The 18,651-nt window shown below is 55.5% G+C and carries 21 protein-coding genes and 1 tRNA gene; 14 read left to right on the forward strand and 8 right to left on the reverse strand.

All coding sequences use genetic code 11. The features are described from left to right. Window positions 1-27: 27 nt before the first annotated feature. Complete coding sequence (locus BQ9846_RS04285) at window positions 28-1,680, forward strand: nitrite/sulfite reductase (protein ID WP_075879354.1); 1,653 nt, start codon at window positions 28-30, stop codon at window positions 1,678-1,680. After that, entirely contained in the window at window positions 1,673-2,242 is a 570-nt protein-coding gene (locus BQ9846_RS04290; protein WP_075879355.1) for a DUF934 domain-containing protein, read from the forward strand. Before BQ9846_RS04285 ends, BQ9846_RS04290 begins: the two co-directional genes overlap by 8 nt. Window positions 2,243-2,341: 99 nt before the next feature. Here BQ9846_RS04290 and smrA read toward each other — a convergent pair whose 3' ends face one another. Next, the gene (gene smrA, locus BQ9846_RS04295; RefSeq protein ID WP_075879356.1) at window positions 2,342-2,932 is read right to left on the reverse strand and encodes a DNA endonuclease SmrA; all 591 of its coding nucleotides are present in this window, start codon (window positions 2,930-2,932) and stop codon (window positions 2,342-2,344) included. 88 nt (window positions 2,933-3,020) lie between these two features. Here smrA and BQ9846_RS04300 point away from each other — a divergent pair, with 88 nt between their 5' ends. The 3 genes from BQ9846_RS04300 to BQ9846_RS04310 are packed head-to-tail and all read left to right on the forward strand — an operon-like array spanning window position 3,021 to window position 4,584. After that, on the forward strand, window positions 3,021-3,572 hold the full coding sequence (locus tag BQ9846_RS04300) for a gamma-glutamylcyclotransferase family protein (RefSeq protein ID WP_075879357.1): 552 nt from the start codon (window positions 3,021-3,023) through the stop codon (window positions 3,570-3,572). Then, window positions 3,569-4,189: an NAD(P)H:quinone oxidoreductase gene (wrbA, locus tag BQ9846_RS04305; RefSeq protein ID WP_075879358.1), complete on the forward strand. Its 621-nt coding sequence runs from the start codon at window positions 3,569-3,571 to the stop codon at window positions 4,187-4,189. Before BQ9846_RS04300 ends, wrbA begins: the two co-directional genes overlap by 4 nt. Beyond that, on the forward strand, window positions 4,189-4,584 hold the full coding sequence (locus BQ9846_RS04310; RefSeq protein WP_075879359.1) for a DUF2069 domain-containing protein: 396 nt from the start codon (window positions 4,189-4,191) through the stop codon (window positions 4,582-4,584). The genes wrbA and BQ9846_RS04310 overlap by 1 nt, the downstream gene beginning before the upstream one ends. On the opposite strand, the gene BQ9846_RS04315 is transcribed toward BQ9846_RS04310, so the two are convergent. Next, entirely contained in the window at window positions 4,567-5,244 is a 678-nt protein-coding gene (locus BQ9846_RS04315) for a cytochrome b/b6 domain-containing protein (RefSeq protein WP_075879360.1), read from the reverse strand. The two genes, BQ9846_RS04310 and BQ9846_RS04315, sit on opposite strands and share 18 nt — an antisense overlap. A gap of 113 nt (window positions 5,245-5,357) precedes the next feature. On the opposite strand from BQ9846_RS04315, the gene BQ9846_RS04320 reads away from it, so the two are divergent. The 3 genes from BQ9846_RS04320 to pdxH all read left to right on the forward strand — a co-directional run bounded on the left by BQ9846_RS04320 (window position 5,358) and on the right by pdxH (window position 7,128). After that, window positions 5,358-6,068 (forward strand): AzlC family ABC transporter permease, encoded by a 711-nt coding sequence (locus BQ9846_RS04320; protein WP_210433167.1) that lies wholly within the window; start codon window positions 5,358-5,360, stop codon window positions 6,066-6,068. Beyond that, window positions 6,058-6,411, forward strand: a complete 354-nt coding sequence (locus BQ9846_RS04325; protein ID WP_075879361.1) for a branched-chain amino acid transporter permease — start codon at window positions 6,058-6,060, stop codon at window positions 6,409-6,411. Before BQ9846_RS04320 ends, BQ9846_RS04325 begins: the two co-directional genes overlap by 11 nt. A gap of 72 nt (window positions 6,412-6,483) precedes the next feature. Then, window positions 6,484-7,128 carry a pyridoxamine 5'-phosphate oxidase gene (gene pdxH, locus BQ9846_RS04330; protein ID WP_075879362.1) on the forward strand — a complete coding sequence of 215 codons (645 nt, stop codon included), beginning with the start codon at window positions 6,484-6,486 and terminating at the stop codon, window positions 7,126-7,128. Between the two features lie 104 nt (window positions 7,129-7,232). Here the strand turns inward: pdxH and BQ9846_RS04335 are convergent, their stop codons facing one another. After that, window positions 7,233-9,980, reverse strand: a complete 2,748-nt coding sequence (locus BQ9846_RS04335) for a bifunctional acetate--CoA ligase family protein/GNAT family N-acetyltransferase (protein ID WP_075879363.1) — start codon at window positions 9,978-9,980, stop codon at window positions 7,233-7,235. 142 nt (window positions 9,981-10,122) lie between these two features. Here BQ9846_RS04335 and BQ9846_RS04340 point away from each other — a divergent pair, with 142 nt between their 5' ends. Next, window positions 10,123-11,064, forward strand: coding sequence for a histone deacetylase family protein (locus BQ9846_RS04340; protein WP_075879364.1), 942 nt, complete (start codon window positions 10,123-10,125; stop codon window positions 11,062-11,064). 92 nt (window positions 11,065-11,156) lie between these two features. Next, window positions 11,157-11,789 (forward strand): helix-turn-helix domain-containing protein, encoded by a 633-nt coding sequence (locus tag BQ9846_RS04345; protein ID WP_075879365.1) that lies wholly within the window; start codon window positions 11,157-11,159, stop codon window positions 11,787-11,789. A gap of 47 nt (window positions 11,790-11,836) precedes the next feature. Here the strand turns inward: BQ9846_RS04345 and tusB are convergent, their stop codons facing one another. The 4 genes from tusB to BQ9846_RS04365 all read right to left on the reverse strand — a co-directional run bounded on the left by tusB (window position 11,837) and on the right by BQ9846_RS04365 (window position 13,685). After that, window positions 11,837-12,124 (reverse strand): sulfurtransferase complex subunit TusB, encoded by a 288-nt coding sequence (gene tusB, locus BQ9846_RS04350; protein ID WP_075879366.1) that lies wholly within the window; start codon window positions 12,122-12,124, stop codon window positions 11,837-11,839. A gap of 13 nt (window positions 12,125-12,137) precedes the next feature. Further along, window positions 12,138-12,503 carry a DsrE family protein gene (locus tag BQ9846_RS04355; RefSeq protein ID WP_075879367.1) on the reverse strand — a complete coding sequence of 122 codons (366 nt, stop codon included), beginning with the start codon at window positions 12,501-12,503 and terminating at the stop codon, window positions 12,138-12,140. A 12-nt stretch (window positions 12,504-12,515) separates the two neighbouring features. Beyond that, window positions 12,516-12,908, reverse strand: a complete 393-nt coding sequence (tusD, locus tag BQ9846_RS04360; RefSeq protein ID WP_075879368.1) for a sulfurtransferase complex subunit TusD — start codon at window positions 12,906-12,908, stop codon at window positions 12,516-12,518. Between the two features lie 87 nt (window positions 12,909-12,995). After that, window positions 12,996-13,685 carry a Bax inhibitor-1/YccA family protein gene (locus BQ9846_RS04365; RefSeq protein ID WP_075879369.1) on the reverse strand — a complete coding sequence of 230 codons (690 nt, stop codon included), beginning with the start codon at window positions 13,683-13,685 and terminating at the stop codon, window positions 12,996-12,998. 159 nt (window positions 13,686-13,844) lie between these two features. Here BQ9846_RS04365 and BQ9846_RS04370 point away from each other — a divergent pair, with 159 nt between their 5' ends. From BQ9846_RS04370 to BQ9846_RS04380, 3 genes are all read left to right on the forward strand, one after another. Further along, window positions 13,845-14,606, forward strand: coding sequence for a dienelactone hydrolase family protein (locus tag BQ9846_RS04370; RefSeq protein WP_075879370.1), 762 nt, complete (start codon window positions 13,845-13,847; stop codon window positions 14,604-14,606). Window positions 14,607-14,627: 21 nt separating this feature from the next. Continuing rightward, window positions 14,628-15,392, forward strand: coding sequence for a sulfite exporter TauE/SafE family protein (locus BQ9846_RS04375; RefSeq protein ID WP_075879371.1), 765 nt, complete (start codon window positions 14,628-14,630; stop codon window positions 15,390-15,392). 74 nt (window positions 15,393-15,466) lie between these two features. Then, window positions 15,467-15,557 (forward strand) — tRNA-Ser (locus BQ9846_RS04380). Window positions 15,558-15,666: 109 nt separating this feature from the next. On the opposite strand, the gene BQ9846_RS04385 is transcribed toward BQ9846_RS04380, so the two are convergent. Next, window positions 15,667-17,373, reverse strand: coding sequence for a potassium/proton antiporter (locus BQ9846_RS04385; RefSeq protein ID WP_075879372.1), 1,707 nt, complete (start codon window positions 17,371-17,373; stop codon window positions 15,667-15,669). Window positions 17,374-17,523: 150 nt separating this feature from the next. Here BQ9846_RS04385 and BQ9846_RS04390 point away from each other — a divergent pair, with 150 nt between their 5' ends. Next, complete coding sequence (locus BQ9846_RS04390) at window positions 17,524-18,651, forward strand: ABC transporter substrate-binding protein (protein ID WP_075879373.1); 1,128 nt, start codon at window positions 17,524-17,526, stop codon at window positions 18,649-18,651.

Below are 18,651 nucleotides of genomic sequence, written 5' to 3' on the forward strand. Positions count from 1 at the left end.
CCTTCGCATTAAGCAGGACCGTGCCCCATGTACCGCTATGATACCCATGACCAGACGTTGGTAGATGAACGCGTTGCGCAGTTTCGCGACCAGATGCAGCGCTACCTGGCTGGCCGCCTGAGCGAGGAGGAGTTTCTCCCCCTGCGTGTGCAGAATGGTCTTTATGTTCAGCGCTATGCGCCCATGCTGCGAATTGCGATTCCCTACGGCGTACTCGCGTCCTACCAGCTACGTAAACTCGGCGATTTGGCCCGCGACTTTGACCGCGGCTATGGCCACTTCACGACCCGCACGAATTTACAGCTTAACTGGCCCAAGCTTGAGACCGTGCCGGATATGCTGGCCGAGCTTGCCACCGTGCAAATGCACGCGATTCAGACCAGCGGCAACGATATTCGCAACACCACCACCGATCAGTTCGCCGGCATCGCCGCGGATGAAGAAGTGGACCCACGCCCCTGGTGCGAACTGATCCGCCAATGGTCGACGTTCCACCCCGAGTTCGCTTACCTGCCGCGTAAATTCAAAATCGCCGTGACCGGCGCCGAACAAGATCGCGCCGCGATTCAAGTCCACGACGTGGGGCTGCGCCTATGGCGCGACGATAACGGCGAAGTGCGTGTGAAGGTGCTCGCCGGTGGCGGCCTTGGCCGCACGCCGATGATCGGTGAAGTGGTACGCGCAGACCTGCCCTGGCAGCACCTGCTCACCTATCTTGAAGCCCTCGTGAGGGTGTATAACCAGTACGGCCGTCGCGACAACAAGTTCAAGGCGAGGATTAAAATCCTGGTCAAAGCCTTGGGCGTTGAGGAGTTTAGCCGCCGCGTGGAGGAAGAGTGGGCACATCTAAAAGACGGCCCGCAGACACTGACTCACGAGAGCGTTGAACGCGTCGCTGCTTACTTTGTCGACCCTGATCGCCGCCCGGTTAGCGAGGACGCCATCGCCGCCGTCGAGGCGCTGCGCGGGGAAAATCGTGCTTTTGGTCGCTTTATGACCAATAACGTCAGCGCGCATAAGGTGCCAGGCTACAAGGCCGTCACGCTGTCGCTCAAGCGCCGGGAGCACTCACCGGGCGATGTGACCTGGGAGCAAATGCATCAGGTGGCGGACCTCGCCGACAAGTATAGCTTTGGTGAAATTCGCGTTACCCACGAGCAGAACCTGGTGCTCTCGGATGTGCCGATGGATCAGCTCGAAGCACTTTGGCACGACCTTGAGGCACTGGGCATGGCCAACCCCACGGTGGGCACGCTGTCCGACTTAATCTGCTGCCCCGGTGGCGATTACTGCGCCCTTGCCAATGCCAAGTCGATCCCGGTGGCACAGGCGATTCAAGAGCGTTTCGAGGATTTGGACTTCCTCTACGACCTGGGGCCCTTGGATCTCAATATTTCGGGCTGCATGAACGCCTGCGGCCACCACCATGTGGGCCATATCGGGATTCTCGGCGTGGATAAAAAAGGCGAAGAGTGGTACCAAATTTCACTCGGCGGCGCCCAGGGTAACGACGCCTCGCTGGGCAAGATTTTGGGCCCCTCGTGCAGCCGTGAAAATGTTCCTGATGTCATCAGCAAAGTGCTGCGTGTCTACGTCGACAATCGCAACGATGGCGAGACGTTTCTGGAGACTTACCGCCGCATTGGCCTGAAGCCTTTTAAGGAGCATGTGTATGCCTGATCAGCCTTCTTCCCATGAGACGCACGCTCACCGGCCGTATCTTTACCGTGGCGAAGTCGCCCACGACCCCTGGTGGCTTGTGCGTGACCCGGAGGCGGCCGAAGGGCCGCCCGAAGAGGGGGAAGATAAGCACGTGATTCTACCGCTTTCGGTATGGCAACTCAGCGATAAAAAGCATACCACCCACGCGCCGTGGTTAACGCCCGATACGGAGTTGAACCCCGAGTTGGTGGAGATGCTGCAGAAGGCGCCTCTGATCGCCATTGAGTTCCCCAAGTTCACCGATGGCCGTGGCTACAGCCTCGCGCGCCTCTTGCGCGAGCGCTATGGCTATGAGGGCGAAATTCGCGCGATTGGCGATGTGCTGGTGGATCAGCTCTTCTTCATGACCCGCTGCGGCTTTGATGGCCTCTCGCTTCGCGAGGATCAGTGGGTAGAGGATGCCCTGCGCAACTTGCATATCTTCAGCCGCGCTTATCAGCCGGCAGTGGATGTCTCTGAGCCGCTTTTCCGTCGCCGTGAGCGCGAACGCTCGCCACAAGACGCTGAAGCCTACGCATAAAACGTTAAAGCCGAGGCAAGGCTTCACGCCGTTGATTGGCGCTACGAAAACGCCCCGAGGCAAATCCCGGGGCGTTTCTCGTGGAAGGCAGAGAGTGGCTTAACCTCGGCGCTTTTGCTGACGCTCGCGGTTATTGGCCTTGGCCCGATCGCTTTTGCGTAGCATCACCCAGGTCGCTCCCAAGCCGCCATCGGCGGATTGCGCCGAGATATAGGCCTGCACCTCGTCAAACTGGGTGAGCCACTTGGCCAGATAGGAGCGCAATACGTTAGCAGGGCTATCGATATCGCGACCCCGGCCATGGACAATCAGCAGTGAGCGCAAGTCGTGGGCGTAGGCATCTTGGATAAAAGGGAAAAGCAAGCGCCGGCACTCCGCCAGCGGCCGGCGGTTAAGGTGAAGCTGGGCCTGCACCGGGTAGCCGCCGTGCTTGAGCTTATCCATCACGCCCTGCTGAATGCCTTCACGCCGAAAGGCGATCGGATCGAAGGGTGGCACCAAATCGACAAAATCGTCCGAGAGAAAGTTACGCTCGCCTAATGTCTCTTCGGCCGCCTCACGACGGGCGCGCTGGGCCTCGGTGGCATTGGCCCGCTTTTTGCCCGTTTCCGCACGGTTGTGCCCGCGCAGCGGTTTGACATCCCCCATCATTGCCCTGAAATCCCTGTCATCACTCAGCGACTGATTCATTTTGAATTCCTCCGGCAGGTGGTAAGCGCATCGTAGCAAAAGCAGGCACAATGCTTAAGCATTCCGTGTTGGAGATAAGGGAGACACTATGAAACGGCTAAAGTTTGCGCACGTGAAAAGAAGAGAAGGCAAACACACAAAGCGAAAACGTTTCGCCCTGCGGGTATTAATCGCGCTTGTTGGACTTGCCATTTGGTTCTGGCTGACCATGCTCAGCCCTTGGTTTTACGACCGGCCTGAGCACCTATCAGCGGTTCAGCCGGGGCCGCATCAGGTCTTTGTCTATGGCACGCTAAAATACGCGCCGGTGCGCTTTGTGGTCATGGGCGCAACGGGTGAGCCAGAGCCGGCCACACTTGAAGGTTTCGAGCGCGAGGGCCTGGATATTTCCCGCGCGCCTAACGAGCATATTGAAGGTTTGCGCCTGACCGTCACCTCAGAGCAGCTAGCGAGGTTGGATCGCTACGAGCGTTTAGGCATTCGCTACGAGCGGGTCAAACTGCCCCTCGCGGATGGCACTATCGCCTGGGTTTACCGCCGTTTACCCGAGTCTGCTAACATGGATAGGCCTAGTGTTGATGCAATAGCCGTCGCCATGCTTACCCAGAAAGTGTTTGCCCATGAAGAGATCGCCCAATGAGCGCTAATCAGCCGTACATTCTTGTGTTGTATTACTCCCGTAGCGGCGCCACCGCGACCATGGCACGCCAAGTCGTAGAAGGGGTGGAAAGTGTTGCCGGTATAGAAGCTCGCCTGCGCTGCGTGCCCTCGGTATCCCCCACCTGCGAAGCCGTTGCCCCCGAAATCCCGGAAGAAGGCGCTATCTACGCCGACCTCGATGACCTGCGTCACTGTGCGGGATTGGCCTTGGGTAGCCCGACGCGCTTTGGCAATATGGCCGCTCCGGTGAAGCACTTTCTCGATAGCACCAGTAACTTGTGGATCAATGGCGCGTTAGTCGACAAACCCGCCTGCGCGTTCACCTCCTCGTCTAGCCTGCATGGCGGTCAGGAGAGTACGCTGCTCACCATGTTGGTACCGTTGTTGCACCACGGGATGGTGTTCGCCGGGCTCCCCTATAGCGAAACCGAGCTGATCGCGACACAAACAGGGGGAACACCCTATGGCGCAAGCCACGTCGCCGGCGCTCGCAGCGACCGCCATGTTGACACCCAAGAGCGCGCCCTCTGCGTCGCCCAGGGTAAACGTATCGCCCGGCTAGCGCTGGCGCTACGCGCCATGCGCGAGGAGGCCTAATGCGTCAGTGGTTAGAGAGTGTTGAAGCGCAATACGGGCTGGATTATTTGACCCAGCGCTCACGCCAGCTGGTGCTAATAAGCTATGTGGCACTCATGTTGCTAACGCTTTACCGCGGCTTTCTACTCCAGGGCGACAGCTTTAACTGGCGGCCGATTGTCGCTTTTGTGCTGCCGCTGGTGCTGTTTTTGCCCTCCATTATCGGGCGTAGGCCGCGGGGGCATGCCTGGCTGGCCTTTGTCAGCCTGCTCTATTTCACTCAAGGGGTGATGGTGGCCACCCTGCCCAGCCAAGCGCTGCGCGGGGTGACGGAAGCACTGGTATCGCTGGCGCTGTTTACCGGCTGCATGGGCTACGCCCGCTTTCGCAGTCGTCAGTTACAGCGCGATCAATAACACGGTAACCGTGATACCCGTAAAAACCGCGACTAACGCCCATAGCCAGCGCACTTGCCCCTCACCCGCTGAGGGGCGGTCGACCGGCGGATGCGAGAGTGATTTAACCCCGGTTACCATCGCCCTCACCAGTTTTTCTCCCATCAGCCAATGGACCAATACGGCTGCTACGTGCAGCCCCATCAGCACGAGCAAAACGTTGGCATTCAATCGATGCCAGCCCATTAGCGTCTGGCTCAACTCGTCGCCGACAACACCGTAAAATGGCGCTTGAAAGAAAATATCATCGCTGAGAAAAAGCCCGCTAAGCGCTTGAAACGTTAACGATAGCAGCATGATGACCACCATCCAGCCACCCAGCGGATTATGCCCCGCGTAAGGCTGAGGCGTGCGCTTTATCGCGCTCTTCACGTAGCTAAGTGAAGCGGAAGGCCCTGCAAGAAAGGTGCTAAAGCGAGCGTAGTAGCTGCCTAGAAGCCCCCAAAGCCAACGAAATGCCAGTAACCCAAGTACGATGTAACCCGCTTGCGCATGGACTTCAACGGGAAACAAAAATGGCGCGCCACGGGTTTCCATGGTGTAAAACGCCATGAGCACGGCGGCCACTAACCCCCAGTGAAATAGCCGAACGAAAATGTCCCATACAAAAAACTGTCGCATTACCCAGCTCGCATGATGGCGTTAGCAAAGGCGTGAGTTTCGCATTTATCCATGGATTCTCATAGAATGCGGGGCTGATTGTCGCAGCGGTTTAACCCTGAAAGGAGCGAGATGTGAGCAGCCAGGCGTGGCGTGATGCCGTCCGACAAACCTTACCGGTAATGTTTGGGTATTTACCTCTTGGGGCTGCGTTCGGCATTGTCGCCGTAGAGGTGGGCATGGCTTGGTACGCGGCATTGGCCATGTCGCTTTTGATCTATGCCGGCGCGGGGCAATTTTTGGCGATTGCGCTGTTTGCCGCTGGCGCAGGGCTTATGGAAGTGGCAGTGGCAACGCTGATGCTCAATTCGCGTCACGTCTTTTATGGCTTGTCGCTACTGAAACGTTTTCAAGGGGCGGGATGGCGCAAGCCTTATCTGATCTTTGCGCTTACCGACGAAACCTATTCGCTTTTAACCTCTCAATCATCCTCATCTGCTCAATCCCATGCGCTCGCATTTCGGATGAGTTTGCTGAACCAGACGTGGTGGGTGCTAGGGACGTTAATCGGCGCCGCGCTCGGAAGTGCCAAACTCTTTAATAGCCAGGGTATTGAGTTTGCCTTAACCGCCCTTTTTATTGTGCTAACGCTTGAACAAGCCAAACGTTTGCGCCAGGCGCTGCCCTTTGTCATGGCGCTGGGAACGGGCGTAGGCGCCCTTCTCCTGCTGCCCGAGCAGCATCTGCTTCTGGGTGCGATAGGCTCCGCTAGTCTCTTACTGCTCGCTCACTACCACTGCAAGGTGCGCCCGGTAGCCAGTCAGGAGAGTACCCATGCTAACTGACCCGGTATGGCAGCTGATTATTGTCTGCGCGCTCGCCACTTTTGCCACGCGCGTGGTGCCTTTCGTGGCACTCGCGAAACAGGCCGATCACCCTTTGATTTTGCACCTTGGGCGCTACTTACCCCCTGCCGTGATGCTGATTTTGGTTATCTATGCGCTACGTGATTTCCGCCCGCTCACACAGGCGTGGCAACTGAACATCGGCGCCAACGGGCTACCGCTTATCATGGCATCCCTGCTGGTGGCGGGCATTCACCTGTGGCGACGTAATGCGCTGTTCTCCATTATCATTGGCACCGGGTCGTATATGCTAATGGTGCAAATCGGGTGGTCTAGCTTATAACAAAAAAGAGCGCTTGAGCTTTTGTTTTAGAGCAGCGAACATGAGTGAAACAATTTTCGGGGGAGTAATACAATGACACGCAATATCGCTGACATTCGGCGCGACTATGAGGGTGGCCGGCTCGACACGTCACTCACGCCGGATGAGCCGTTTTCCCTTTTTGATGAATGGTTTACCCTAGCCCTCGATAGCGACGAGAGTGATGGCAACGCCATGACACTCTCGACCGTCGACAGCCAAGGACGCCCCCATTCCCGGGTCGTCCTGCTTAAAGATTTCGATGAAAACGGTATGGTGTTTTTTACCAATTACCATAGCCACAAAGGCAGCGAACTTAACAATGTGCCTTACGCGGCACTGACCTTCTGGTGGCCATCGCTTTCTCGCCAAGTGCGTATTGAAGGACGCACCGAGCAAGTCTCTACCCAGGAGTCGGATGAGTACTTTAGCAGTCGTCCGCGGGGCAGCCAGCTAGGCGCCTGGATTGCAACGCAGAGCGTTGTCATTCCTGATCGCAACTGGATTGAAGAGCGCCAAAAGCGCTTTGAGCAAGCGTATGAGGGTCAGGAGATTCCACGTCCCATTCACTGGGGCGGCTACCGCGTTATCCCTGATATGATGGAGTTCTGGCAAGGCCAGCCCAGCCGTTTACACGACCGTATCCGCTACGAACGCCGCGATGGTGAACCCTGGAAGCGCTTCCGACTGGCGCCGTAACAACCGTTAGCAATAATCGTTAATAGGTTAACGCATTCACGCCGTTTATCTGTTTTGAGCAAGGACGAGTATCTCGCCCTTGCTCGCGTTCTGTGCTGATAAGCCTAGTCTGGCATGCTCTCCAAACGGTGGCGCTGCCACTCACTCTCGGGCTCATTGAGGCGCATCACCGCGTCAATCACCTGCTCATCCATGTTGTAGCGGCACTTAAAGCCTAAGTGTTTCATCAACGCACGCATGGGGTGATTATCCACCATGATTTTGCCAATCATTTCCAGCGTGCCAATGCTGCGACAGTAATTAATCATCTTCTTCATCAGCAGGCTACCGATCCCGAGCCCTTGAAGATCATCGCGGATAATCACGGAAAATTCAGTGCGGATATTGTCGGGATCATTAAAGACACGCACCACGCCTAACATCTCTTTGCTGCCATCATCGCGCTGATGCTCGGCGATAAAGGCCATCTGACGATCGTAATTGATGTGCGAAAGCATCGATAAGTCACGCTGGCTCAAATCCGACTTATTGTGGAAATAGCGAAAGCGAATGCTCTCTTCGGAGAGTTGGCGATGGAAATTGGTAATGAGCGGCGCGTCTTCGGCGCGAATGGGGCGAACCTCAACTTGCCAGCCATTTTTCAGCGTTACCCACTCCCGCAGCTCTTCCGGGTACGGCATGATGGCGAAACGCGCGGGCGTGCCGAGGTCCATGGCAAAATCGACCGCCACCGTGCCATCGCGATTGAGAAGCAGCGGATTGATCTCAAGCCCTCTTAATTCGGTGAGATCTGACGACATCTGCGAGAGTTTCACCAGTAACTGACAGAGACGATTAATGTCGCGTTGCGGCTCAGCGGAGTGTTCGCGCAGAAGCGAAGCGGCATGGGTGCGCCCTACGACGTCGGCCGCAAGGCTCATGTTGAGCGGGGGCAACGCTACCTGGCGGTCGGCCAAAATATTGACCTTATAGCCGCCAATACCAAAGACAATCAGTGGCCCAAACACGGGGTCACGCGTTATCCCTGCGCAAATCTGCATCGAATGCTTGCCGCGCTGCATCGGCTGTAAGCAGTATTCGTGAACTTGATATTCGGGAAATTTTTCGCGCACCTTCTCCCCCAGGCGCGTTACCCCTTCCGCCACGTCTTCCGGGGTTTCCAAATCTTGCAGCAACCCGGCCGAAATTTTATGCGGATGCTTGCGGTACCGGTACGGCCAGCAGTTCCCTTCGTGGACTACTTTTAGCGCCTTGGGGCCATCGATGCGCTTCGCCGCATCGCGGGCTTGCTCTTCGGTATGCACATAGACACTGGTCGCCGTGGGTATACCGTATGCTTCCAGCACTTTGGCCGTTTCCGAGTGGGTTAAGGTTTGCCGGCCCTGCTCTTTGGCACTGGTGATCAGAGTGCGGCACTGCGCGCGAATATCGGCACTGGTGGAAAACGGCAAGCTGGGAGGGATCTCTTGCAACAGCAACTGCACACGCTGGTAATCGACCATGTGCATGAACGCTTTCACGGCTTTTTCCGGCGAAATGTAGGTCGGAATCCCCGCGACATTGCACTCATGGCGCGCGTTGAGGGCCTCTTTTAGTCCCATCCAGCTGGTTAATAAGTTTCGCCGAAACTTCTTGCGATTCTCGATCAGTGCCCGCGCCGTTTCCATAGAGGGCGCTAAGCGTGTGGGCGCGTGTACGACCAATACCGCGTCGACGTTGGGATCGGCCGCCACGATTTCCAACGCCTCAACAAAACGCTGGGGCGTTGCGTTGCCGCCCAGGTCGACGGGGTTTTCACCCGGCTTGCTGATATCCACTTGACCTTTGTTCAGCGCATGTTGCGTATCGACGGCAAACTCAGCAAGCTTACCCCCCGCGCTAATGAGCTTGTCGATGGCAAGCATCGCGGGACCCAGGCCATTGGAGACCACCGCCAATCGATCCCCTTTGAGCGGCTTCATGCGCGAGAGGGTTTCGAGCGCATCGATAAGCTCATCCGAATCATTCACGCGCACAACACCGGCGCGTGAAAACGCCGCGTCAAATACCTTGTCGCGATTGGCAATGCCAGGCGTGGGTGGCATGCCGGAAATATCCGAGGCAGTGGTGCGGCCACTTTTAATCGCCACTACCAAGCGGTTACGCGAAGCGTCACGCAGTGCGGTCATAAAGTGCTGTGCGTCGTTGACCCGCTCCAAGTGCAGCAAAATAGCTTGTGCCGGAGAGAACTGATTCACATAGTCGATCAAGTCAGGCAGCAGCACATCCACGCTATCGCCCACGGTGATCAAGTGGGAAAAGCCCACATCGCGCCCGGCAGCCCAATCGATCATCGCATTGGCCAGCATGCCCGACTGCCCCAAGTACGCGACGCGCCCGGCTTGCACCGGCTGGCTCGCATAGGAGGCATTGAGCTTTTTGCCCGGCACAATGACGCCCATGCACTCAGGACCCAGCAAGCGAATACCCGAGGCGCGGGCGGCTTTGAGCATTCGCTCACGAATCGAGCCTTTACTGCCTTTTTCGCGATCCAAATGCGCGCCACCCGATAGCACCACGGCAGCTTTCACCCCAAAGGCGCCGAGCTGTTTGATTAGCTGAGGCACACCCTCAATTGGCGAGCAGATAACGGCTAAGTCGGGCACCTCGGGAAGGTCATTGACGTGACTGACGCATGTTTCACCGAAAACTTGCGCATAGCCGCGCAAATTCACCGCCCAGATTGTCCCTTTAAAACCGCCTTCTTGAATATTGCGCAGCACTAAGCCGCCTAACGATTCGGGTTTTTCCGATGCGCCAAAAACCGCGATGGTTTTCGGTTCAAAAAAATGGTGTAAAAAGCGTGTACTCACGTATAGCTCTCCCGCCGCGGTCAAAAATAAGTACGCTATGCCCCCAGTACGGTCCGATTAATATGGCGTTTACGACTTATTGACACTGTCGCATGACACCATGACACGATTAAGGTGCCTTTAATCATATTGGAGCGCTTGAATGATCACTGCCTACCTTACCCACCCTCACTGCTCTTTGCACCACATGGGGCCTGAACACCCGGAAAGCCCTAAGCGTTTGGAGGCGATCAGTGCACGATTATCGCTATCCGGCCTTTTGCAGCAGACCATGCAGGGGGATGCCAAGGAAGCCACCGACGAAGACTTGGCGCGCGTTCACCCTATGCGCCATATAAAGGCATTAGAAAAATGCGTTCCGAGTGAAGGCATTGTCACGCTCGATAGCGACACCATGATGAATCCCGACAGTTTAAAAGCTGCACGGATGTCGGCGGGCGCCGTTCTTCGCGGTGTGGATCAGGTGTTCCGGCGCCAGGCCGATAACGTGTTTTGCGCCGTCAGACCGCCCGGCCACCATGCCGAAGCTTCCGACGCAATGGGCTTCTGCTTCTATAACAATATAGCGGTTGGCGCTGCCTATGCGCGGGAAAAATACGGCGCTCGACGCATCGCCATTCTGGATTTTGATGTGCATCAGTGTAACGGCACGATCGATATCTTCAAAAACGATCCGAATTATCTGATTTGCAGCAGCTTTCAGTACCCTTTTTATCCGTGGCGCTATTTACGCAGCGAGTGGCAGAACGTGGTGAACACACCGCTTGAGGTCGGCACGCAAAGTGAAGAATTCCGCCGCATCGTGGAAAATCACTGGCTACCCGCCTTGCATGCTTTCAAACCTGATCTTGTCATGCTTTCAGCGGGTTTTGATGCCCATCGCGATGACCCCATGGCCGATGTATGCCTTGAAGATGAAGATTTCTACTGGGTCACGCACATGGCAATGGAAATCGCGACGCTTTACGCGGACAACCGCGTGGTATCCGTGCTTGAAGGTGGCTATAACCTCACCACCCTGGCCAGCGGCGTTGAAGCGCATTTAAAAGCACTTTTAGGCCAACCTTTCGAATCGGTTCCATAACCTCGGCTAAGGAAGGCTTGGTGACTTACCGCTATGTTATAGTGGCGCTTCCCTATTTTTTGACCCACCGATGCTGAGGTTTGAGACTTACCATGTCCGCGACGTCCGAAGAGCGTGCTGCCCTGCGTATTGCATCTGGCAGTAAGCCATTTGTTGAGCCGCTTCGTTTAGGGGAGCGGCTTAAGCAGATTCGCTTGTCGAACCAATGGACATTGGAGGACGTGAGCCAGCGCACCGGCCTTGCTCGCTCCACCCTGTCAAAAATTGAGAATGACCAGGTATCCCCGACATTTACTGTCGTGCAGAAGCTGACCTCAGGCTTAAATATTGATCTACCGCAGCTTTTCACCCCACCCAAACGCGAGCACTACACCCTAGGGCGGCGAGACTTAACCCGTAAGGGCAAAGGCAAGCTCCACCCCACCCCGACCTATGAGCATGAGTTACTTGGGCATCAGCTCGCGCAAAAGCGCATGATTCCCTTTAAAACAGTGGTTCGCGCGCGGCACTTTGATGAGTACCAGCAGTGGGTTCGCCACGATGGAGAAGAGTTTTTGATGGTCCTTCACGGTGATATTACGCTTTTTACTGAATTCTACGCGCCGCTTCATTTAAGCGAAGGAGACAGCATTTATTTTGACAGTGAAATGGGACATGCGCTTATTTCCATCAGCGATGACGACGCCACTGTGCTATCGGTTTGTACGCGTGGTGATTCTGTTTAGCGAGATTTTGTGGTTGTTTTAGGCATTAAAAGATAACGGTATAAACTTTAATGCCAGGAAATAGTCTGCTCACACTCCGCCGTGAGTTGGACCAGAGCGTCCACATTAACTCTCTGATGAGGCGCCACCATATCGAGTAAGCCGCGCATGCTTAAATCCTCTTCCATGACGAAAACTCGCTCTGGGGCAAGCGTCCAGCCCTGCCACTCGCGCTCCAAAACCGCTACAACGGCATCTTCGATCAATACAAGTTTGTCGTCAGGCCCCATTGCCCGAAGCGCCTGGGATGATGCCCGGTTAAACTGCGGGGCACGGTTAACAATATGTAGTCGCACTGGTTTTACCCTTTTAGAAGTTAAGGACATGGGCAGCGTCAGCAAAACAAGCGCGAAGCTGCTCCTCATTCAGCGGTAATACCCCGCCGATCAGATGCTCCGTTTCCATGTTAAGCGCATGAAGATCGGCGGCCGGAACGCATAAATGTTGGATGTCATACATGGCGAGGGTTTCCGGCGTGGGCAGCAACAACGTTGAAGTATGTGGTCCTTGCAATTGATTGGGCAATAGCGCCAGCACCCCTTCCCCCATAAAGAGAAGGCTGACTGTTTTCCCAAAAGCGGCCCCTACCATGGCGGCATCAAGCGCTTCGCTTAGCCAATGCGCGCGTTGCGGTGCCTGCCTGATCACTACCAGCAACGTATTTTCTTTCGTCATGAGCTCACTCCGTTATGGGGCAAACGTTACCACTCGATCGCAACGCTGCTGAAGGGTAATGAGCTGCCCTAGACCCGTCAGTTCAAACGGAGGCTCGACGTTATACGTGACATACCCATGCCGGTTAGCTTCCGCCGCGTCAACCAGCCCACGCTGTAGTGCTGCGGCGATACAGACATCTAGCTTAACGCTGTGTTGGTGATACAGCGCCTGCCAAGCACTGCGTATGCATTCGCCGCCTTGAGGCGGCGTAATCAGCAAAGACGCATTGTGTACACCGTTGTGGTAGAAAAAAACGCTCTCAAGCGTATGACCTTGCCTGATCAGCGCATGCGCAAAACGCAGCGCGGAGTATGGCGCCTGGCTAACATAAGGTGCCCCCATGACCAGTAACGCATAGCGCATACCGCGTTCACTCCCTTCTTGAAAGCAAAAAACAGACCCCACCTCTCGATAGGGTCTGCTCAAACCGCCGCTTCAGGCGTTAGCGTATTAATCGCTGCTCATAATGCCCAGCAGCGAAAGCAAGCTCACAAAGAGATTATAGATAGATACATAGAGCGTGACGGTGGCCAAAATGTAGTTGGTTTCGCCAGCACGATGAACGATTTCGCTGGTTTGGTAGAGAATCGCAGCGGAGGCAAACAGCACAAAGCCAGCCGACACCATGAGCGAAAGCGCGGGAATGTTAAAAATTATCGCGGCCACCATCGCCAAAATCAGCACAATCGCGCCGGCAAAAAGGAAGTTCGCCAAAAAACCGAAATCCTTTTTAGTGATCAACGCCACCGCTGAAAGACCAAAAAACGTTATCCCGGTCATGGCCAGCGCCGTCATGATCAGCGAAGCCCCATTGGGTAGCGCGAGGTATGCCGAAAGAATCGGGCCGAGGGTGAACCCCATAAAACCGGTGAAAGCAAACGTCGCAAGCAGGCCCGCAGCTGAATTCGCCGTTTTATGCACCAAAAACATCAGGCCATAAGCACCGATAAAGAACACAAAAATGTTCATGCGCTCGATACCCAGCGCCATCGCCCCGCCAGCCGTCACTGCGGAGAAAAGCAGCGTCATTGCAAGCAAGGCATAGGTGTTACGCAACACCTTGTTCGCGCTAACGCTACTTGAATAGCCGGTTTGCTCAGCGGTTGCTGAACGTGAAACACGTGAGTCGTTGTAAGCCATGCGACTTGCTCCTTAAAAACGCGTTACTAACAACTGACAAGCATGCCGCGCCCAGGTTCCCAACGCAAGCCTAGCCATTCCACGCAAGCCAATTTGGCCTACGCTATCCTTGTAGCAGGAGATAGCGTCATCCCTTTTCACCTATTGATAGGCCTTCCTATGTTTCCCTTAAAAAAAGCGCTAGTCAGCACCTCGTTTCTTGTTGCCACCGCACCTGCTTTCGCCTTCACGCCCGAAGGAGACAACATACGCTACACAGCACAGGAGGAAGCCTTTGAAGGCTATTATGTTCCGGCACACGGTAACGCAAAAGGCAGCGTGATCATCATTCACGACTGGGATGGATTGGATGATTACGAACGCCAAAGAGCGGATATGCTTGCCCAACAAGGCTATGACGCCTTTGCCATGGATCTCTTCGGCGCCGGTAACCGCCCCCAAGCGTTAGAAGACAAACAAGCCGCGACCAACCGGCTCTACCAAGACCGTGAACGCATGCGGCAGCTCACCCAGGCAGGTATCGATGCGGCCAAAACCCAAGGCGCCGCCAGTAACAGCGTGCTTCTCGGCTACTGCTTTGGCGGTACCGTTACACTCGAAATGGCGCGCGCCAACGTTGACAACGTGACCGGGTATGCGAGCTTTCATGGCGGGCTCGCTACCCCTGAAGGACAGCGGTACGAAGCGGATACCGCGCCTATTTTTATCGCGCATGGCGGTGCTGATAGCATTGTTAGCCTTGAAGACGTGACCACACTGGCCGTTGAATTCGAAGAGGTAGGCACTGAATATGAGATCGGCATCTATGCCAACGCGCCCCATGCCTTCAGCGTGTTTGGCAGTGACCGCTACCATGAAACCGCCGACGAACGCTCTTGGGCAACATTCACTGCTTGGCTGAGTGATAATATAGCACCGTAATTTTTTCTGTTTGGCCACACGATGACCGCACTGCTTGACTCCCTCTCCCCACTGCCCGGCGGCATTAATGCCTTACTGATCATTATCTCCGCGCTAACGTCGGCCATTACCGCTGCCGTTGGCGTCGGCGGTGGACTTTTGATGATCATGGCGATGGCCCAGGTAATGCCAGCCGCCGCCCTTATTCCCGTTCATGGCATGGTGCAACTGGGCTCCAATGTAGGCCGAACGGCGTTAACGTGGCGATATATTGATCGCCGAACGATCGCGGCTTTTCTTCCCGGTATTGTAATTGGGGCGATCGCCGCCACTTGGCTACTCATTCGCCTGCCCGCCGGTATACTCGAGCTTTGCATAGCAGCTTTTGTGCTCTACTCCTGCTGGGGGCCCCCGCTCCCCAAACACGCACTGGGTTTTACCGGTACGGTCGTAGCGGGCGCCACCACAACGTTTTTGTCCAGTCTTATTGGAGCTAGCGGGCCTATGGTGTCTGCTTTTATCAAGCAGAGCCAAGCGTACCGCTTAAACAAGGTCGCGACCTTTTCTGCCTGCATGTCACTTCAACACCTCACCAAAGTGTTTGTCTTTGGCTTAGCAGGGTTTCTCTTTCATGATTGGTTGGGCTTGCTTTTTGCTATGATCGCGTGCGGGTTTGTTGGCACATGGATCGGCGTTCGCCTGCTCCACCACCTGTCTGAGCTTCGTTTCGATGCCTTGTTCAAAGGCGTATTGACGCTTTTAGCGCTGCGCCTTCTTTGGATGGGCATTCAGCGACTAGCCGGCTAGCGCTACGGCTTAGCGACTTTTCAGTAGAGCGCGTTGACTTCTAAGGAAAAGCTGGTAGTATACGCAGCCAAGTCGGAGGGATGGCAGAGCGGTTGAATGCACCGGTCTTGAAAACCGGCAAGGGTTAATAGCCCTTCCAGGGTTCGAATCCCTGTCCCTCCGCCAAGATTTAAAGGGGAATCAGTTATTTAGCTGATTCCCCTTTTTCGTTTTTATTAACAGCACTCAAGCCCCAGCAACACCTGGGGTTGTTGAGTATTTGCGGGTTTCGTAATTAATAAAGCCGTAGGCCTACCCGGGTGATTTTACCCCCTTCCATGTCGCTTACGACCCAATGAATGCCGTGCCAATCGATGTCATCGCCCACTACTGGGTGCCCACCCACACGCAAGGCAATGAACTCCTCTAGCGTCATGTCCTGCTCGCCTTGGCTTAAGGTTAAGCCATAGGCTTGGGCAATATCCTGCATTCGCGCACTGCCGTCTAACGTAAACGTGCCAAAAAAAGCGCGCTCTTGCTTTAACCTGGCGTCTCCGTTGAACAAACGATTAAGCGCCGGGAGGTCTTCGGTACGTCCGATCACACAGATAACGTCGCCTAATCTAAGCCGTGTACTCCCTTTGGGGTGCAACATGACATGATTACGAAAAAGAGCAGAGATTAGCGCCCCTGAAGGGAAGCGTAAAAGCCGGATGGGAACATCCTCCAGGTCTTGGTTCTCCACTTCATAAACGAACATCTCAAAATCATTTTCAGGCATTATGCCAAGCGGGCCACGGCGATTGGGGGTCGTGCCGGTTGGCACTTCCACTCGCATCCAGTGTGCCATCCACGCCAGCGATCCGCCCTGTATCAACAGCGACATGAGCACCACCGCAAAAGCGATATTAAAATAGAGCGAAGCGTTCTCTACTCCCCCAATCACAGGAAAAATCGCTAGTACGATCGGCACTGCCCCACGCAGCCCCACCCAGGCGATGAAGAAGGTTTCTCGCCAGCGGAACTTGAAAAATGGCTTAATGGTGATCAACACCGCAAGGGGGCGGGCCAGGAAAATGAGCGCCAGCGCAACGACTGAGGCCGGCAGTGCTACCTCCCAGAGCTCGCTGGGGGTTACCAAAAGCCCGAGCACCAGGAACAAGCCAATTTGGCTCAGCCAGGCCAAACCATCGTGTACCGGTAAGATAAAGTTCAAATGTCGACCCGGCTGATTACCAATCATTAGGCCAGCCAAGTAAATGGCTAAAAAGCCACTTCCCCCCAGGACGCTTGTCAGGCCAAAAACACTGAACCCCAAGGCCAGCGCCAGCATCGAATAGAGCCCTGGAGCCAAATCCAGCCAGCGCAGCAGTTTGGCGCTTGCCCAACCGCCGCCAACCCCTATTACAAGCCCCACCCCAAACTGGGAAACGAAAAAGAGCAGCGTTTCTTGCCAACCACCGAGCTCACCCACGAGTAGCTCGACAAGCATTAGAGTGAGAAAAATCGCCATCGGGTCGTTGGTACCCGACTCAATTTCAAGCGTCGCGCCCACGCGCTCATTTAAGTTCACGCCACGGCCGCTTAGCATGGAGAAAACCGCCGCCGCGTCGGTAGAACCGACAATGGCCCCCACCAAAAGCCCCTGCACCAGCGTCAGGTTGAACATCCAGGTCGCGATCATCCCGACAATCGCACTGGTGAGAAACACCCCTAACGTGGCCAGTGAGAGCGCTGGCTTAAACCCGACGCGGAACGTTTTTAGCCGCGTGCGCAAGCCACCATCCAAAAGAATCATCGCCAGCGCGAGATGGCCGATGACAAAAGCCATCGAGTAATCATCAAACACGATGCCGAGAATGCCCTCTTCCCCGGCGAGCATCCCCAAGCCCAAAAAGATCAGCAGCAGCGGCACGCCCATGAGCGACGATAAACGGCTGGCTAAAATGCTCAGCGCCATTAACGAACCGCCGAGCAGAAAGAAGGTATACAGTGCGTCCATGATTCCCCATCTCAGCTCAATACCCCTGCATTATTACACGCGAGGGCCGAATTTACTGAAGCGATACTGAAATGCCGCGTTGAGGGGGAGACTAGCCAGTCTGTTTGCGATGCGGATAAACTCAACGCGATAATTCTTGGAGTACTCATTATGCTACGATGCTGTTTGCGCACCGTACCCACTTTTATTGTGCTGTTTTTTATTGCTCTGCTGTCTATCGCGCTGACCACCGTGGTCAGCGCGGAAGAGCCAGACACACCCTCGCTGGAATCGGATGTCCAACTTCCGGAGGGGCTCTGGCAGGTGGAAAAAGGGGAGGATGACGCCCCCACAATGGCAATCGCCCCCCCTGAGCCGCTCGCGGCCCCACCACTTGAAACCGTCACCTTGATGTTAGACTGGTTTTTGAGCCCACAACACGCCCCCATTTTGCTGGCCAAAGCGCGAGGCCTTTTTCAGCAGCAAGGGCTGGAAGTGCAGTGGCAGGCGCCCGGCGATCCTTCGCTACCCACTAAGCTTCTCGCTGCTGGCGAAATCGACCTCGCCCTAGGACGCCAGAGCCTTCTGCACTTGAGCGCCCATCAGGGTGCGGCGCTGACTCGCATCGCCACGCTAATTGAAACGCCCTTAAATGCCATCATCACCACCGAGAAACACTTGGATAACGGCAACTCTCGCGATAACGTGGCGGCCATTGAAACGCTACATTTCGGCTTTACTACCCGCGAAGGCGAGCAATTGATTATTCCTGAACTCGTGCCTAGTAGCCTTCCTCAAACCGACGACCCCCTTACGCCCGAAAGCCTGCATTTCGACGCCGCGCGTGCGCTCAGCTCGCAGCAAGTTCAGGCGGTCGCTGATGGCTTCTATCTCACTCTCCCCGCACAGCTTGCCACTGAAGGTATCGAAGCCAAGGTCATTCCTTTTTCAGCGCTCTCCATACCTCGCCATGATGGCCTGATCGTAATGGCCAACAGTCACTCGATCACCAAGCGCGCCGACACCTGGAGAGGCTTTGTCATCGCGCTTGAAGAAGCCGCGCACTGGATGATCGACAACCCAAGTCTTGCCTGGGAGACATTAATCGAGGCCTACCCGGTGCTTGATAACAGCATTAATGCCAATGCCTGGGAGGATTTGCTGCGACGCACGGCATTAACGCCTGCCGCCGTGGATACCCGCCGTTACCGCGCCTTTGAGGAGTATCTTCATCAGCGGGGTATCAGCGATGCTCCATTGGAGGTTGAACAATTAGCCATCGACCCGCATAAACGCTGA

Origin of the sequence: Vreelandella massiliensis (assembly GCF_900155385.1) — a bacterium.
GTDB classification, from domain to species: Bacteria; Pseudomonadota; Gammaproteobacteria; order Pseudomonadales; family Halomonadaceae; genus Vreelandella; species Vreelandella massiliensis.

What these genes read in the sequence shown, in the direction of transcription:
- BQ9846_RS04355 (WP_075879367.1), bottom strand. Translation starts at nt 12,503, where the DNA reads ATGACGAAAGAAAATACGTTGCTGGTAGTGATCAGGCAGGCACCGCAA.
- BQ9846_RS04345 (WP_075879365.1), top strand. Translation starts at nt 11,157, where the DNA reads ATGTCCGCGACGTCCGAAGAGCGTGCTGCCCTGCGTATTGCATCTGGC.
- BQ9846_RS04385 (WP_075879372.1), bottom strand. Translation starts at nt 17,373, where the DNA reads ATGGACGCACTGTATACCTTCTTTCTGCTCGGCGGTTCGTTAATGGCG.
- BQ9846_RS04390 (WP_075879373.1), top strand. Translation starts at nt 17,524, where the DNA reads ATGCTACGATGCTGTTTGCGCACCGTACCCACTTTTATTGTGCTGTTT.
- BQ9846_RS04365 (WP_075879369.1), bottom strand. Translation starts at nt 13,685, where the DNA reads ATGGCTTACAACGACTCACGTGTTTCACGTTCAGCAACCGCTGAGCAA.
- BQ9846_RS04300 (WP_075879357.1), top strand. Translation starts at nt 3,021, where the DNA reads ATGAAACGGCTAAAGTTTGCGCACGTGAAAAGAAGAGAAGGCAAACAC.
- BQ9846_RS04310 (WP_075879359.1), top strand. Translation starts at nt 4,189, where the DNA reads ATGCGTCAGTGGTTAGAGAGTGTTGAAGCGCAATACGGGCTGGATTAT.
- smrA (WP_075879356.1), bottom strand. Translation starts at nt 2,932, where the DNA reads ATGAATCAGTCGCTGAGTGATGACAGGGATTTCAGGGCAATGATGGGG.
- BQ9846_RS04285 (WP_075879354.1), top strand. Translation starts at nt 28, where the DNA reads ATGTACCGCTATGATACCCATGACCAGACGTTGGTAGATGAACGCGTT.
- BQ9846_RS04375 (WP_075879371.1), top strand. Translation starts at nt 14,628, where the DNA reads ATGACCGCACTGCTTGACTCCCTCTCCCCACTGCCCGGCGGCATTAAT.
- BQ9846_RS04340 (WP_075879364.1), top strand. Translation starts at nt 10,123, where the DNA reads ATGATCACTGCCTACCTTACCCACCCTCACTGCTCTTTGCACCACATG.
- BQ9846_RS04315 (WP_075879360.1), bottom strand. Translation starts at nt 5,244, where the DNA reads ATGCGACAGTTTTTTGTATGGGACATTTTCGTTCGGCTATTTCACTGG.
- tusD (WP_075879368.1), bottom strand. Translation starts at nt 12,908, where the DNA reads ATGCGCTATGCGTTACTGGTCATGGGGGCACCTTATGTTAGCCAGGCG.
- BQ9846_RS04370 (WP_075879370.1), top strand. Translation starts at nt 13,845, where the DNA reads ATGTTTCCCTTAAAAAAAGCGCTAGTCAGCACCTCGTTTCTTGTTGCC.
- BQ9846_RS04290 (WP_075879355.1), top strand. Translation starts at nt 1,673, where the DNA reads ATGCCTGATCAGCCTTCTTCCCATGAGACGCACGCTCACCGGCCGTAT.
- BQ9846_RS04325 (WP_075879361.1), top strand. Translation starts at nt 6,058, where the DNA reads ATGCTAACTGACCCGGTATGGCAGCTGATTATTGTCTGCGCGCTCGCC.
- pdxH (WP_075879362.1), top strand. Translation starts at nt 6,484, where the DNA reads ATGACACGCAATATCGCTGACATTCGGCGCGACTATGAGGGTGGCCGG.
- wrbA (WP_075879358.1), top strand. Translation starts at nt 3,569, where the DNA reads ATGAGCGCTAATCAGCCGTACATTCTTGTGTTGTATTACTCCCGTAGC.